Origin of the sequence: Micromonospora rhizosphaerae (assembly GCF_900091465.1) — a bacterium.
Taxonomy (GTDB): domain Bacteria; phylum Actinomycetota; class Actinomycetes; order Mycobacteriales; family Micromonosporaceae; genus Micromonospora; species Micromonospora rhizosphaerae.
In genome coordinates this window covers 4564989-4579353 of record NZ_FMHV01000002.1, presented here as the reverse complement: position 1 = coordinate 4579353, position 14365 = coordinate 4564989, and the positions used below count along the sequence as shown (strand labels likewise).

Genomic DNA, 14365 nt, shown 5'->3' with positions numbered 1-14365 from the left:
GGCGGCGGAGAGGATGATCACAGCGGCGGGTCGATCAGCGGTGGAGGTGCGCGGTGGCGGGTGTGGGTGTCGGTGACCTGGTCGAGGACTTCGAACTGCCGGACGAGACGGGCACGCCGCGGCGGTTGTCGGAGTTCCTGGCCGCCGGCCCGGTGGTGTTGTTCTTCTACCCGGCGGCGATGACGCGGGGGTGTACCGCGGAGAGCTGCCACTTCCGGGACCTGGCGGCGGAGTTCGCGGCGGTGGGCGCGCAGCGGGTGGGAATCAGCCGGGACCCGGTGTCGAAGCAGGCGGAGTTCTCCCGGCGGCACGGGTTCGACTATCCGCTGCTGTCGGACGTCGACGGTGTGGTGGCGGAGGCGTTCGGGGTGCGGCGGCGGTTGCCGTTGGGGGCGTTGAGCACGCGGCGGATGACGTTCGTGATCGGTCAGGATCGCCGGGCGCTGGCGGTGGTGCACAGCGAGCTGAGCATGAACGAGCACGCCGACGCCGCGCTGCGGGCGTTGGGGGGTTGATCTTTCCGGTGTCGTACCCGCCTGGTATCAAGGCTGCCATCAGACGTGGGTACGGAAGAGGGCAGTGATGGCGGGCCAGGGTTTGTCCACTGACGAGGTGCGGAGCATCCGGGAGGCGTTGGCCGCGGGTCGTAAGCCGAAGGTGGTGTTCACCGCCGCCGCGGGGCAGATCGCCGGTCAGGTCGGTCAGGTGGTGGAGTTGACCGATCCGGAGGTCTCCGACGAGTTCCTGGTGGTCCGGTTCGGCCGGGACGAGCTGCCCTTCTCCCCCGCCGACGTGGCAATCGCGCCGCGGGGCGCGGGCCGGAAGGCGGCGGAGCCGAAGCCGGCGGTCGAGGAGCCGGCGGCGCCGGCGGAGCCGGAGTTCGTGCTGGACACGCCGCCGGTGCCGGCGCCGCGTCGGGAGGAGCAGAAGGTGGAGCAGGCGGAGGCGAAGCCGGCGCGTCGGGGGGTGAAGGCGGCGAAGCCGAAGGGCCCGGCGGGTCTGACGGTGACGTTGGCGTACGCCGAGGGTGAGTGGACCGTGGCGGCGCAGCAGGGCAGCAAGGTCCTCGCCAAGCCGTACGTGGTGAAGCCGGCGGAGGCGCTGCGGATGGTGGCGCTGGTGGACGTGCCCGGGGTGCAGGAGGCGGTCGAGCAGATCCTGGCCGCCGAGCGGGCGGAGGCGGAGCAGCAGGCCGAGAAGCTGCGCGCCGAACTGGCCGAGATCGAGGCACGACTGGCGGAGCTGCGCGAGGCCCAGTGACCACCGGCCACGGCCGTTGCCGCGCCCGGTTCTCCCGGCCGCACTCGTGAGGGCCGGCCGTAGGTCGGCCGTCCCCGATGGTCGTGACGCCGCTGAGTTGCCCGCCGGTCGCGCCGGCCACGACCCGGTAGACGCCATCGCTGATCTCGTCGTGGGTGAGCCAGCGCCAGCCACCGTCGTCGCCGGTGTGTGCCGCCGACCGAGAACACCCGTCGAGTCGATCCGATGATCTCATTGGTGCTTCTCTAGTTCGGCCAGCGTGGCGAGGGCGCCACCGTAGGAGCCGAGCTGCGTTTTCCGTTGTCCACGCTGGCCGCAGCCCGCATCGTCGGTTCGCAGGGGTCGCCTGGATGAGGCGGTCCGCCCCGACACCTTGTGGTGTTCTACGTCACGCGCTAGCGTGCCTCATCAGGTCATCATATGACCTGATGAGATCCGGGTGACGAACCAATGGAGACGGAGCGCACGGCATGCACGACGCCGCGAGGATGGCGCCAAAACGGGTCGGAGTGATCGGGCTCGGCGCGATGGGGATGGGCATGGCGGCCTCGCTGCGTGCCGCGGGCTTCGAGGTCGGCGTCTTCGACGTCCGGTCCGAGGCGTCCGCATCGTTCGCCCGCGACGGCGGGACTGCGTTCACCTCCCCGGCTCGACTCGCCGAGACCGTGGACGTCCTGGTCAGCGTGGTCGTCAACGCCGCCCAGGTGGAGGAGGTCCTGTTCGGTGTCGACGGCGCCGCGGAACGGCTCCGCCCGGGCAGCGTGTTCGTGATGTGCTCGACGGTCGACCCGCAGTGGTCGATCGCCCTCGAGCGCCGACTCGCCGAGCGGCACATCCGCTATCTCGACGCCCCGATCTCCGGCGGTGCGGCCAAGGCCGCCGTTGGAGAGCTGACCATGATGACATCCGGTGCCCCCGAGGCCTACGCCATCGCCGACCCGGTGCTCGAGGCGATGAGCCAGACCGTCTACCGCCTGGGCGACACCGCCGGAGCCGGCTCGAAGGTGAAGATCATCAACCAGCTGCTCGCCGGGGTGCACATCGCCGCGGCGAGCGAGGCGATGGCGCTCGGCATCAAGGCGGGGGTGCGCGCGGAGGACCTGTACGAGGTCATCACCCACAGCGCCGGCAACTCGTGGATGTTCGAGAACCGGATGGCCCATGTCCTGGCGGGCGACTACACCCCCCTCTCGGCGGTGGACATCTTCGTCAAGGACCTCGGGCTCGTCCTCGACAGCGCGGCACCCCTGCGGGCGCCCCTTCCACTCGCCGCGGCGGCCCACCAGATGTTCCTCCAGGCGTCTGCCGCGGGACTGGGCCGGGAGGACGACAGCGCCGTCATCAAGATCTTCCCGGGGGTCGACCTGCCGGTACCTGCCGAGCCGTCCGGCGAGGTGACGTCAGATGCCTGACAAGGGGCTCAAGCTGGGCTGCATCGCCGACGACTTCACCGGTGCGACCGACCTCGCCAACAACCTCGTCCGCGCCGGCATGCGCGTCGTGCAGATGATCAACGTGCCCGACCTCTCGATCGCGGAGAGCGTGGACGCCGACGCGGTCGTCATCGCGCTGAAGTCACGAACCATCCCGGCCGCAGAGGCCGTGGACGTGTCCCTCGCCGCCCTCGCCTGGCTGCGGGCGGCGGGTGCCGAACAGATCTACTTCAAGTACTGCTCGACCTTCGACTCCACTCCTACCGGGAACATCGGCCCGGTCACCGAGGCACTCATGAAGTCCCTCGACACCGACTTCACCATCGCCACGCCCGCCTTCCCGGACAACGCGCGAACGGTCTTCAAGGGTCACCTGTTCGTCGGTGACGTTCTGCTCAGTGACAGCGGGATGCGACACCACCCGCTCACCCCGATGACCGATGCCAACCTCGTCAGGATCCTGGCCGCGCAGGCCACGAGGCCCGTCGGACTGATCGACCACCGCGTTGTCAGCCAGGGCGACTCCGCGATCCGCGCGCGTGTCGAGCAGCTGCGCAGCGAAGGCGTGGGCATCGCCATCGTTGACGCGGTGAGCAACGACGACCTGCTCCGACTCGGACCTGCCCTCGCCGGTATGCCGCTCGTCACAGCCGGCTCCGGTGTCGCCATCGGACTCCCGGCCAACTGGGGCATCGTGCCCTCGAGATCCGCCTCGGCCCTGCCGCCGACCACGGGTCACCAGGCCGTGATCTCGGGTTCGGTCTCGGAGGCCACCAACGGCCAGGTGAGCGACTACCTCCGACGCGGCCTGCCGGCATACTCGGTCGACCCGCTCAGCATCGGAAGCGGGCAGGACGTCGTCGGGCAGGCGCTCGAGTTCGCCGACCAGCATCTCGCGTCCGGGCCGGTCCTCGTGTACTCGACGGACGGTCCGGAAGGCGTCAGGTCGGTACAAGGCCGGCTCGGGGCGGTGGAGGCGGGGGCGCTCGTCGAGGACGCGCTCGGGCGCATCGCCCGGGGACTCGTCGACCGGGGCGTGCGCCAGCTCATCGTCGCCGGCGGCGAGACGTCAGGGGCGGTCATCCAGGCGCTCGGTGTCGATCAGCTCCGCATCGGCGAGCAGATCGACCCCGGTGTGCCGTGGTGCGCCGCGCCGCTCGCCGGCGGCGAGACGCTGCACGTGGCACTCAAGTCCGGCAACTTCGGCACACCGGACTTCTTTACCAAGGCTTTCGCCGTGCTCGAAAGGAGCAACGCCTGATGGAGCAGGTCCTCGACGAGACCCTCATCGACGCGGCTCGGGAGCAGATCGTCCGGGTCGGTATCAGCCTCTACCAGCGCGGATACGTCCATGCGAGCGCCGGCAACCTCAGCGCCCGGGTCGGCGACGATGTCCTCATCACCCCGACCGATGCCGCTCTGGGCTTCCTCGAGCCGCAGCGGATCGCTGTCGTCGACAGCGAGGGGCGGCAGCGCTCAGGAGAGCGCGCCAGCAAGACCGTCGCGCTGCACCGCAGGATCTACGCGGCCACGTCCGACGCGGCGTTCGTCATCCACACCCATTCGACGCACCTCGTGGCGCTGACGCTCTCGGGTGTCCACTCCCCCGAGGACATCCTCCCGCCGATCACGCCCTACTACGTCATGAAGGTCGGGCACGTCCCGCTCATCCCCTACCACCGTCCGGGCGACCCTGCCGTCGTCGATCTCGTCGAGGAAGCCATCGTCACGAGCGCCCGCCGCGGCATCCGGCTCGGCGCGGTGATGCTCGAGCGCCTCGGGCCCGTGGTCTGGGGTCCCTCCGCGGCGGCCGCCATGGCCGTTCTCGAAGAGCTCGAGGAAACGGCCAAACTCTGGCTCCTCACCAACCGCCAACCGGATCCACTCACCCCCGAAGCGATCCAGGAGCTCAAGGACATGTTCCGCGCGCCCTGGTGACACCACTCCCGTCCCCCACATGGAGAGGTCGCATGTCCACCTCAGTCTCCCAACCCACCGCCGCCGTCGACCGACAGCGGGAGAACGCGGTGTTCCGCAAGGTCGTCCTGCGGGTCGTCCCGTTCCTCATGCTCTGCTACGTCGTCTCGTACCTCGACCGGGTCAACGTCGGATTTGCCAAGCTCCAGATGTCGGACGACCTGGGCTTCAGCGAGGCAGCCTTCGGTCTCGGAGCCGGACTGTTCTTCATCGGCTACTTCATCTTCGAGGTCCCGTCCAACGTCCTGCTGCAGAAGGTCGGGGCCAGGGTCTGGATCGCCCGGATCATGATCACTTGGGGGCTCGTGTCCGCGGCCTTCATGTTCGTGACCAACGAGGCGATCTTCTATGTCCTGCGCTTCCTGCTCGGTGCCGCCGAGGCCGGCTTCTACCCGGGCGTGATCCTCTACTGCACCTACTGGTTCCCGTCGCAGCGTCGCGCCAAGGTCATCGCCCTGTTCATGTCCGCGATTCCGCTCGCCGGCATCTTCGGCAACCCGCTCTCCGGCTGGATCATGGACCAGTTCGACGGCCGGAACGGCCTGCAGGGCTGGCAGTGGATGTTCCTCCTCGAGGCGATCCCTGCTGTCCTGGTCGGCATCTGGACGCTGTTCTACCTCGACAGCGGCGTGCGCAGCGCCAAGTGGCTCGACGAGGAGGAGAAGCAGCTCGTCGAGACCGCGATCGCGCAGGACAGCGCGCACAAGGACGTCCACGCACCCCTGTGGACCGCGTTCAAGGAGCCGAAGGTGTGGCTCATGTCCCTCATCTACTTCTGCTTCGTCATGGGCCAGTACGCCCTGACGTTCTGGATGCCCACCTTCGTCAAGTCGACCGGTATCGAGGGAGCCCTGGCCGTCGGCGTGCTGAGCGCGATTCCCTACCTCGCCGCCCTCGTTGCGATGAACCTCTTCGGCTGGTCGGCCGACAAGCGTCGCGAGCGGCGCTGGCACCTCGTCGTCCCCGCGTTGATGGGAACGGTCGGCTTCACCCTCGCCTCAGCGTGGAGCGGCTCGACCGCCCTGTCCCTCGTCGCCCTGTCGATCGCGGCCGCCGGCGTGCTGACCTGTGCCCCGCTGTTCTGGTCGCTGCCCACGTCGTTCCTCGGCGGTACGGCTGCGGCAGCTGGCATCGCGGTGATCAACTCGGTCGGCAACCTCGCCGGCTTCGTCAGCCCGTACATGATCGGTGCCATCAAGGACGCCACGGGATCCATCGAGACCCCGATGTACATCCTGGCTCTGGTTCTGGCCGTCGGCGCCGCCGTCGTCCTCACCACCAAGAAGGACGTCGTCAACCGCTGACGACCCGGCCGCACAGCTCTTCCCGAAGGAAGCCCTCATGCCCAGATTCGCGGCAAACCTGTCGATGATGTACGCCGAGCACGAATTCCTGGATCGTTTCGCCGCCGCCGCGGCGGACGGGTTCCAGGGTGTGGAGTACCTCTTCCCCTACGACCACGACGTCTCCGAGCTGCGGACTCGTCTGGACGACCACGGGCTTCGGCAGGTGCTGTTCAACGCGCCTCCCGGCGACTGGGCTGCCGGGGAGCGGGGCATCGCCTCGATCCCGGGCCGCGAGGCGGAGTTCCACTCCTCCTTCGGTCAGGCCCTCGAGTATGCCGCGGGGCTGGGGTCGTCGCGCATCCACGTCATGGCCGGCCTCGTGCCGTCCACCGAGGATGCCCGCGACCGGGAGCGCAGGCTCGACGTCTACCAGGGCAACCTCGCGTGGGCGGCCGAGCAGGCCGCCCACGCGGGAGTCGACGTGCTCATCGAGCCGATCAACCCGCGCGACATGCCCGGCTACCTGCTCTGCGGTCAGCGGGACGCGCACGAGATCGTCGAGCGCATCGGGGCGCCGAACCTCAAGGTGCAGCTCGACCTCTACCACTGCCAGATCGTCGAGGGCGACCTCACCACGACCCTGCGCCGCGACCTGCCCACCGGGCGCGTCGGTCACCTCCAGGTGGCCGGCGTCCCGGACCGCCACGAGCCCGACACGGGAGAACTCAACGTGCCCTACCTGTTCAGCGTCATCGACGACCTCGGCTATGACGGCTGGATCGGCTGCGAGTACCGCCCACGAGCCGGCACGAGTGAGGGCTTGGGCTGGCTCACCGCCTGGCAGGGGGTGTCGGCATGAGGATCGTCATCACCGGTGGTTTCGGCTTCATCGGCATCCAGGTGGCCGCCGAGCTGCTGGCCCGAGGTTCGTTCCGCGGCACGGCCATCAGCGAGGTGGTCCTTGCCGACCGCTTCGTCCGACGTGACCTCCCCATCGCAGCCGACCCCCGCGTCCGCGTGGTCGAGGGCGACCTGCTCGCCTCCCTCGACGCCCTGTTCGCCGAACCCGTCGACGTCGTCATCCACCTGGCGTCGGCAGTCTCCGCCGAGTCGGAGGCAGACTTCGACCTCGGGATCCGGGCCAACCTCGACTCGACGCGTACCCTGCTGGACTCGGCGCGGCGGCAGAGCGAGTCGGGCGGGCCGGTCCCCGTCGTCTTCTTCTCCAGCAGCGTCGCGGTGTACGGGTCGGACGACTCCCTTCCGCTGCGCTCGCCCGTGAGCGAGTCGACCCTCGCCACGCCCCAGTCGAGCTATGGCACCCAGAAGCTCTTGTGCGAGCAGCTCATCGCCGACTACACCCGCAAGGACTTCGTCGACGGACGCGTCGCACGGCTGATGACCGTGGCGATCCGGCCGGGCAAGCCGAATGCCGCTGCCTCCGGGTTCCTCTCCGGAATCATCCGCGAGCCCCTGGCGGGCAGTCCCGCCACCTGCCCTGTCGATCCTGACCTTCGCGTCGCCCTCGCCTCGCCGCGGACCACGGTCAAGGGGATCCTCGCCGTCGCTGAAGCCGACCGCGGCCACCGGCAGGGGCAGCTCGTCGGCCGCCTCCCGGTCAACCTTCCGGCGCTCACCGTGACCGTGTCCGAGATGCTCGACACGCTTCGACGCGTCGCCGGGGATGCGGTCGCCGATCTCGTGACGTTCGCCCCTGACCCCGCCGTCGAGGCCATCGTCGCCTCCTGGCCCGCGGTGTTCGACAACACCCGGGCGGCGACCTTGGGCCTCTCACCGGATCCCGACTTCGAGTCCGTCGTGCGCCAGTACCTCGGTGACCACCGCGATGCGGTGTCCCCGGCGGTGCTGGCGCACCCGGGATCCGAAACGATGGGTGGATAGACTCGGATGGTGCTTCCCAAGGTGCGTGGCCCCGTCCGGTTGGCCGACCGCGTCGCCGAGCTCCTCACCGACGAGATCCGCTCCGGGCGTCTCGCCGTCGGCGGCAAGCTCCCGACCGAGGTCGAGCTCGTCAAGCAGCTGGGCGTGAGCCGTACGGTGGTCCGGGAGGCCGTCTCGCGGCTGCGCAACGCCGGACTGGTCGAGCCCCGGCAGGGGCTGGGCGTCTTCGTCATGGCCCCACGGACGGAGCCGCTCGACCTGTCGATGGAGGCCCTGGAGACAAGGGCGAAGGTCCTCCAGATCGTCGAGGTCCGGCGTGCCATCGAGGCCGAGGCCGCAGCTCTCGCGGCCGCACGGGTGACGGCCGACGACGTGGCGCGGATACGGGAGGCGCTCGTCGCCATCGACTCGGCCGTCGCCGAGGGCCGTGACGGCGTGGACGAGGACCTGGCGTTCCACCGCTGCATCGCGGAGGCGACCCACAATCCCGTCCTTGTCGCGACGCTGGGTTACCTCGGCGAGGTCATGCGCGGCGGCATCCGCGTCACCCGCGCCAACGAGGCCCGGCGCGACGACTTCATCCAGCAGGTCCGGCGCGAGCACCACGCCATCGCCGAGGCCATCGAGTCCGGCGACTCCTCGGCCGCGGCGGCCGCCGCGCGCATGCACATGAGGCGGGCCGCCGAACGACTCCAGGACGCTGGAGAGAACTTCTGGAATGAGGCGGCCGGCCTCGACGGCGGCCTCAGCAACTCCCTCTGACCGCCGGGGCTGAAACGCCCCGCGGGGCCGGTGCGACCCCCTGGCACCGGCCCCGCACGCGTCGCTCAGTGCTGCGGGATGTGCGCCACCCCGATGCGCTTGCGGAACACCCAGTACGTCCAGCCCTGGTAGGCCAGCACGATCGGGGTGAACACCACCGCCACCCAGGCCATGATCTTCAGGGTGTACGGGGTGGAGGAGGCGTTGCTGACGGTCAGCGTGCCGGCGGCGTCCAGGGTCGACGGCAGCACGTTCGGGAACAGCGCCGCGAACAGGGTCGCCACGGCCAGGGCGATCGCCACGGCGGTGCCGGTGAACGCCCAGCCCTCCCGGCGTACCCGGGCGGCGGCCAGACCACCGACCAGGGCGAGGGCCGCGCCGACGGCGAGCACGACGGCGGCCACACTGGAGCGGATGGTCAGCGTCCAGGCCAGGAACGCCACCGCGACCACGGCGGTGCCGACGCCGAGGCGCACCGCCAGGGCGCCGGCGCGCTCGCGGATCTCACCGGTGGTCTTCAGGGCGATGAACACCGCGCCGTGGGTCAGGAACAGCCCGAGGGTGGTCACCCCGCCGAGCAGGGCGTACGGGTTGAGCAGGTCGAGCAGGCCGCCGACGTACTCGTGGTCGGCGTCCAGCGGCACGCCGCGCAGGATGTTGGCGAAGGCGACGCCCCACAGGATCGCCGGCAGCAGCGAGCCGAAGAAGATCGCCTGATCCCAGCGGCGCTTCCAGGACGCCTCGGGCCGCTTGTGCCGGTACTCGAAGGCGACGCCCCGGGCGATCAACGCCAGCAGGATCAGCAGCAGCGGCAGGTAGAAGCCGGAGAAGAGGGTGGCGTACCACTCGGGGAAGGCGGCGAACATGGCACCACCGGCGGTGATCAGCCAGACCTCGTTGCCGTCCCAGACCGGGCCGATGGTGTTGATCAGGACGCGCCGTTCCCGGTCGTCGCGGCCGAGCACGGGCAGCAGCATGCCGACGCCGAAGTCGAAGCCTTCGAGGATGAAGTAGCCGGTGAAGAGCACGGCGACGAGGAGAAACCAGACGGTCGTCAGTTCCACGATGGGCTCCGGGATCAGTAGGCGAACGCCAGCGGGCGCTCGGCGTCGTCGGTGTCGTCGTCAACGGGGGCCGGGGTGAGGTCGGGGACGCCGGCCTTGGCGTAGCGGACCAGCAGCCTGAACTCGACGACGGCGAGGGCGGCGTAGATCAGGGTGAAGGCGGTGAACGAGGTGAGCACCTCGGTCAGCGAGACGCTCCGGGAGACGCCGTTGCGGGTGAGCATCTCGCCGAAGACGATCCACGGCTGGCGGCCCATCTCGGTGAAGATCCAGCCGAAGGAGTTGGCTAGCAGGGGCAGCACCGGCATGACCAGCCCGGCGCGCAGCAGCCACCGGCTGGTCGGGGTGCGGCCCTTGCGCTGCGCCCAGAGCACCAGCAGGGCGATTGCGGCGGCGGTCAGCCCGAAGCCGATCATGAAGCGGAAGCTCCAGTAGGTGACCGGGATGATCGGGGTGTAGCTGCCGGCGCCGTACTGGCTGGCGTACTGGGCCTGCAGGTCGTTGATGCCCTGCACCGTGCCGTTGGGGTCGCCGGTGCCGAGGAACGACAGCAGGTACGGGATCTTGAGGGCGAAGACCTCGCGGCTGCCGTCGAGGCTGCCGACGGTGAATACGGAGAACGAGGCGGGGCTCTCGGTGGTGTAGAGGCCCTCGGCGGCGGCCATCTTCATCGGCTGCACCTCGGTCATGATCTTGCCCTGAGTGTCTCCGGTGATCAGCACCAGGGCCGAGGCGACCATGACCACCCAGGCGCCGAACTTGGTGGCGAACCGGTAGGCGCCGGTGTCGGCGCTGCCGGAGTTGCGGATGACGTGCCACAGGCCGACGGCGACGATCAGCGAGCCGGCGACCAGGAACGCGCCGGCCAGGGTGTGCGGGAAGGTGACCAGCGCGACCTTGTTGGTGAGCACGGCGCCGAAGTCGGTCAGCTCGGCCCGGCCGGTGGTCGGGTTGACCCGGTAGCCGACCGGGTTCTGCATGAACGAGTTCGCGGCGAGGATGAAGTACGCGGACAGGTTGGTGCCGATCGCGGCGGCCCAGATGGCGGCCAGGTGCAGCCGCTTCGGCAGCCGGTCCCAGCCGAAGATCCACAGGCCGATGAAGGTCGACTCGAGGAAGAACGCGACCAGCGCCTCGATGGCCAGGGGCGCGCCGAAGATGTCGCCGACGAAGCGGGAGTAGTCGCTCCAGTTCATGCCGAACTGGAACTCCTGCACGATGCCGGTGACCACGCCCATCGCGAAGTTGATCAGGAAGAGCTTGCCGTAGAACTTGGTGAGCTTGAGGTAGCGCTCGTTGCCGGTGCGGTGCCACAGGGTCTGGAGGATGGCCACCAGGATCGACAGGCCGATGGTCAACGGCACGAAGAGAAAGTGGTAGACGGTGGTGACACCGAACTGCCAGCGGGCGACGTCCAACGCGTCCACCTGAAACCCCCAGCCGTGCATACTACGAGACGTAGTAAATACTACCGGGCGTCGTAGAACAGCGGCAGGGCCGGGGGTCCCGACCCGACCCGGGACCAATGACCCTGATCACCTCTGCCGCCCGGCCCGGGATCGGGCCCCACCGTCACCCCGGCCCGTGCGACCATCCAGCACTGATGAACAGCACCGCTTGGCGGCCGCCGCTGATCTGGCGCGCCGCCCAACTGCTCGCCCGCGGCATCGTGGGCCTCTTCGCCCGCCTTGAGGTCACCGGCGACGTGCCGGCCGACCTGCGCCGCGGGCCGCTCATCCTGGCCGCCAACCACATCAGCCCGTTCGACCCGGTGGTGCTCGCCGCCGCCTCCCGCGCCCGGGACGTCGCTCCCCGGTTCATGGCCACCGGAGGGCTGTTCCGGGCCCCCGTGGTCGGGTCGGCCATGCGCCGCGCCGGGCACATCCGCGTCAACCGGGGCACCGCCTCGGTCCACCAGGCCCTCGACGACGCCGCCGCGGCGGTCGCCGCCGGCTCGGTGATCCTGGTCTATCCCGAGGGGAGGATCGGCCTGGACCCCGGCATGTGGCCCGAACGCGGCAAGACCGGCGCCGCCCGGCTCGCCTTCGCCAGCGGCGCCCCGGTGATCCCGGTGGCCCAGTGGGGCTCCCACGAGGTGCTGCCGTACCGGACGACGCCTCAGGGGGTGCTGCGCGGACTCGCCCGGGCGCTGGTGCGCCGGCCGCTGATCCGGGTGCACTTCGGCGACCCGGTCCACCTGCGTGACCCCGGCACGCCTGGCGCGGCCCGGCAGGCCATCGACCGGATCATCGACGCGATCACGGACGAACTGATCCCGCTGCGCCCCGACGAGCCGGACCGCCCCCGCCACGTCGACCCCAGCCGCCCGGTGGACACCGCCCGCTCGCACCGGCGGCGCCGACCAGCCTGACCGCCGGCGACCGTAGCGGCGTCGCACGACAACTGCCGCCCCGATGATCGCCCCCTGGCCGCCGGGCGGTCACCCTGCGGCCACCGCCGGGAGGCATACTGCGCTGCGTGCTGCCCCGCTCCGGCTACCTCGACGCCCCCGCGCCGCTCGCCTTCGCCCACCGGGGCGGCGCCGCGGACGGTGACGAGAACACCGCCGCCGCGTTCGCCCGCGCCATCGCGCTCGGCTACCGGTACGTGGAGACCGACGTGCACGCCACCGCCGACGCGGTGGCGGTGATCTTCCACGACGCCACCCTGCACCGGGTCACCGGCGAGCACGGGCGCATCGCCGACCTGCGCTGGGCCGACCTGGCCTCGGTACGGGTCGGCGGCGCCGCGGTGCTGCCCCGGCTCGACGAGGTCCTCGCCGCCTGGCCGGAGGTCCGGTTCAACATCGACGTCAAGGCCGACCGCGGCGTCCAGCCCACGGTGGACACGGTGACCCGGGCCGGCGCCGGGGAGCGGGTGCTGCTCGCCTCGTTCAGCGACGCCCGGCTGACCCGCCTGCGGGAGCAGGCCGGGCCGAAGGTCGCCACCAGCCTCGGCATGCGCGGGGTGGCCCGGCTGCGGATGGCCTCCCTGCACGGGCGGTCGCTGCGGCTGCCGCCGTCCGTGGTGGCCGCCCAGGTCCCGGTCCGCTACGGGCGTATCCCGGTGGTGGACCGGCGGTTCCTCGCGTACTGCCACCGGTTGGGCTTGCAGGTGCACGTCTGGACGATCGACGATCCTGCCGAAATGCACGACTTACTTGATCTTGGTGTGGATGGCATCATGACCGATCACGTCGGCGTGCTGCGCGACGTCTACCGCAGCCGCGGCCACTGGGCCGCCTGAACCCTGGCAGAGGAGCCCATGGCCGAGACGGTCAGCCCCACCCTGCACGAGCCCCCGTCGAGCACCCGCCGCGAGCGCACCGGCTGGTACTTCTACGACTGGGCCAACTCTGCCTTCCAGACCACCGTCATCACGGTCTTCCTCGGCCCGTTCCTGACCACCGTCACCGAGCTGGCGGCCGGCTGCGAACTCGGCGCGGACCACTGTGAGGGGTACGTGCACCCGCTGGGCATCCGGGTCGCCGCCGGCTCCTACTACCCGTACCTCATCTCGTTGTCCGTCTTCCTCACCGTCTTCGTGCTGCCGGTGATGGGTGCGATCGCGGACCGTTCCGCGCACAAGAAGCGGCTGCTGGCCGCCGCCGCGTTCACCGGCGCCGCCGCGACGATCGCGATGGCCTTCGTGACCGGCGGGCGCTACCTGCTCGGCGGGGCGCTGTTCCTGATCGCGAACATCTCCTTCGGCGCGGCCGTGGTGGTCTACAACTCGTTCCTGCCGCAGCTCGGCGGCCCCGACGAACGCGACGCCATCTCCAGCCGCGGCTGGGGTATCGGCTATCTCGGCGGCGGTCTGCTGCTCGCGCTCAACCTGGTCGCGATCACCGTGCTCAGCGAGGAGGGCAACCCGCAGCGCACCCTCGACCTGGCCCGCTGGTCGATCGTGTCGGCGGGCGTGTGGTGGGCCGCGTTCACCCTGGTGCCGCTGCGCTGGCTGCGCGAACATCCCGCCGCCGCGGCCGCCGTCGCGGCCCGGGCCGGCGGCCGCAACGTGGTCGCCGACGGGTTCCGGCAGCTCGGCCACACCCTGCGGAACATCAAGGCGTACCCGCTGACGCTGTTCTTCCTGCTCGCCTTCCTGGTCTACAACGACGGCATCCAGACCGTCATCACCCTGGCCAGCCAGTACGGCACCAAGGAGCTGCGGCTGGAGCAGAGCACCCTGATCACGACGATCCTGCTGGTGCAGTTCCTCGCCTTCGGCGGGGCGCTCGCCCTCGGCGCGCTCGCCGGGCGCGTCGGCGCGTGGAAGACCGTGCTGCTCAGTCTGGTGCTCTGGATCGGTGTGATCATCGCCGCGTTCCGGCTGCCCGCCGAGGAGCCGCTGCCGTTCATGCTGCTCGGCGGGGCGATCGGGCTGGTGCTCGGCGGCAGCCAGGCGCTGAGCCGGTCGCTGTTCAGCCAGCTCATCCCCGCCGGCAAGGAGGGCGAGTACTACGGCTTCTACGAGATCAGCGACAAGGGCACCAGCTGGCTCGGGCCGCTCGCCTTCGGCCTGGTGTTCCAGCTCACCGCCTCCTACCGGGTGGGCCTGGTCTCACTGCTAATCTTCTTCGTGGTCGGGTTCCTGCTGCTGGCCGCCGTGCCGATCCGGCGGGCCATCGTGGCCGCGGGCAACACGCCGCCCCGGGTGCTCTGAGCCCGGCCACGCGCCGACC

The 14365-nt window shown here is 70.3% G+C and carries 14 protein-coding genes; 12 read left to right on the top strand and 2 right to left on the bottom strand.

The window, feature by feature from the left end; translation table 11 throughout:
* The first annotated feature begins 53 nt into the window (after positions 1-53).
* From GA0070624_RS21465 to GA0070624_RS21425, 9 genes are all read left to right on the top strand, one after another.
* On the top strand, positions 54-515 hold the full coding sequence (locus GA0070624_RS21465; protein WP_091343831.1) for a peroxiredoxin: 462 nt from the start codon (positions 54-56) through the stop codon (positions 513-515).
* A 67-nt stretch (positions 516-582) separates the two neighbouring features.
* Positions 583-1260, top strand: a complete 678-nt coding sequence (locus GA0070624_RS21460) for a hypothetical protein (RefSeq protein ID WP_091343829.1) — start codon at positions 583-585, stop codon at positions 1258-1260.
* Between the two features lie 470 nt (positions 1261-1730).
* A complete protein-coding gene (gene ltnD, locus GA0070624_RS21455) occupies positions 1731-2672 on the top strand; it encodes an L-threonate dehydrogenase (RefSeq protein WP_091343827.1) in 942 nt (313 codons plus the stop codon).
* Complete coding sequence (otnK, locus tag GA0070624_RS21450) at positions 2665-3954, top strand: 3-oxo-tetronate kinase (protein ID WP_091343824.1); 1290 nt, start codon at positions 2665-2667, stop codon at positions 3952-3954. The genes ltnD and otnK overlap by 8 nt, the downstream gene beginning before the upstream one ends.
* Positions 3954-4631: a class II aldolase/adducin family protein gene (locus GA0070624_RS21445; protein ID WP_091343822.1), complete on the top strand. Its 678-nt coding sequence runs from the start codon at positions 3954-3956 to the stop codon at positions 4629-4631. Before otnK ends, GA0070624_RS21445 begins: the two co-directional genes overlap by 1 nt.
* Positions 4632-4663: 32 nt before the next feature.
* Entirely contained in the window at positions 4664-5974 is a 1311-nt protein-coding gene (locus GA0070624_RS21440; protein WP_091343820.1) for an MFS transporter, read from the top strand.
* A 37-nt stretch (positions 5975-6011) separates the two neighbouring features.
* Positions 6012-6815, top strand: a complete 804-nt coding sequence (gene otnI, locus GA0070624_RS21435; RefSeq protein WP_091343819.1) for a 2-oxo-tetronate isomerase — start codon at positions 6012-6014, stop codon at positions 6813-6815.
* Complete coding sequence (gene denD, locus GA0070624_RS21430) at positions 6812-7858, top strand: D-erythronate dehydrogenase (RefSeq protein WP_091343817.1); 1047 nt, start codon at positions 6812-6814, stop codon at positions 7856-7858. The genes otnI and denD overlap by 4 nt, the downstream gene beginning before the upstream one ends.
* A 6-nt stretch (positions 7859-7864) precedes the next feature.
* Positions 7865-8620, top strand: a complete 756-nt coding sequence (locus GA0070624_RS21425) for a FadR/GntR family transcriptional regulator (protein WP_091343815.1) — start codon at positions 7865-7867, stop codon at positions 8618-8620.
* A 65-nt stretch (positions 8621-8685) separates the two neighbouring features.
* Here GA0070624_RS21425 and cydB read toward each other — a convergent pair whose 3' ends face one another.
* On the bottom strand, positions 8686-9684 hold the full coding sequence (gene cydB, locus GA0070624_RS21420) for a cytochrome d ubiquinol oxidase subunit II (protein ID WP_091343814.1): 999 nt from the start codon (positions 9682-9684) through the stop codon (positions 8686-8688).
* 14 nt (positions 9685-9698) lie between these two features.
* A complete protein-coding gene (locus tag GA0070624_RS21415) occupies positions 9699-11111 on the bottom strand; it encodes a cytochrome ubiquinol oxidase subunit I (RefSeq protein WP_218105243.1) in 1413 nt (470 codons plus the stop codon).
* A 176-nt stretch (positions 11112-11287) separates the two neighbouring features.
* On the opposite strand from GA0070624_RS21415, the gene GA0070624_RS21410 reads away from it, so the two are divergent.
* The 3 genes from GA0070624_RS21410 (at position 11288) to GA0070624_RS21400 (ending at position 14346) form a co-directional block, all read left to right on the top strand.
* The gene (locus GA0070624_RS21410) at positions 11288-12055 is read left to right on the top strand and encodes a lysophospholipid acyltransferase family protein (protein ID WP_091343809.1); all 768 of its coding nucleotides are present in this window, start codon (positions 11288-11290) and stop codon (positions 12053-12055) included.
* Positions 12056-12162: 107 nt separating this feature from the next.
* Positions 12163-12930 carry a glycerophosphodiester phosphodiesterase family protein gene (locus tag GA0070624_RS21405; protein ID WP_091343807.1) on the top strand — a complete coding sequence of 256 codons (768 nt, stop codon included), beginning with the start codon at positions 12163-12165 and terminating at the stop codon, positions 12928-12930.
* An 18-nt stretch (positions 12931-12948) separates the two neighbouring features.
* The gene (locus tag GA0070624_RS21400; RefSeq protein ID WP_091343805.1) at positions 12949-14346 is read left to right on the top strand and encodes an MFS transporter; all 1398 of its coding nucleotides are present in this window, start codon (positions 12949-12951) and stop codon (positions 14344-14346) included.
* The last annotated feature ends 19 nt before the right edge of the window (positions 14347-14365 follow it).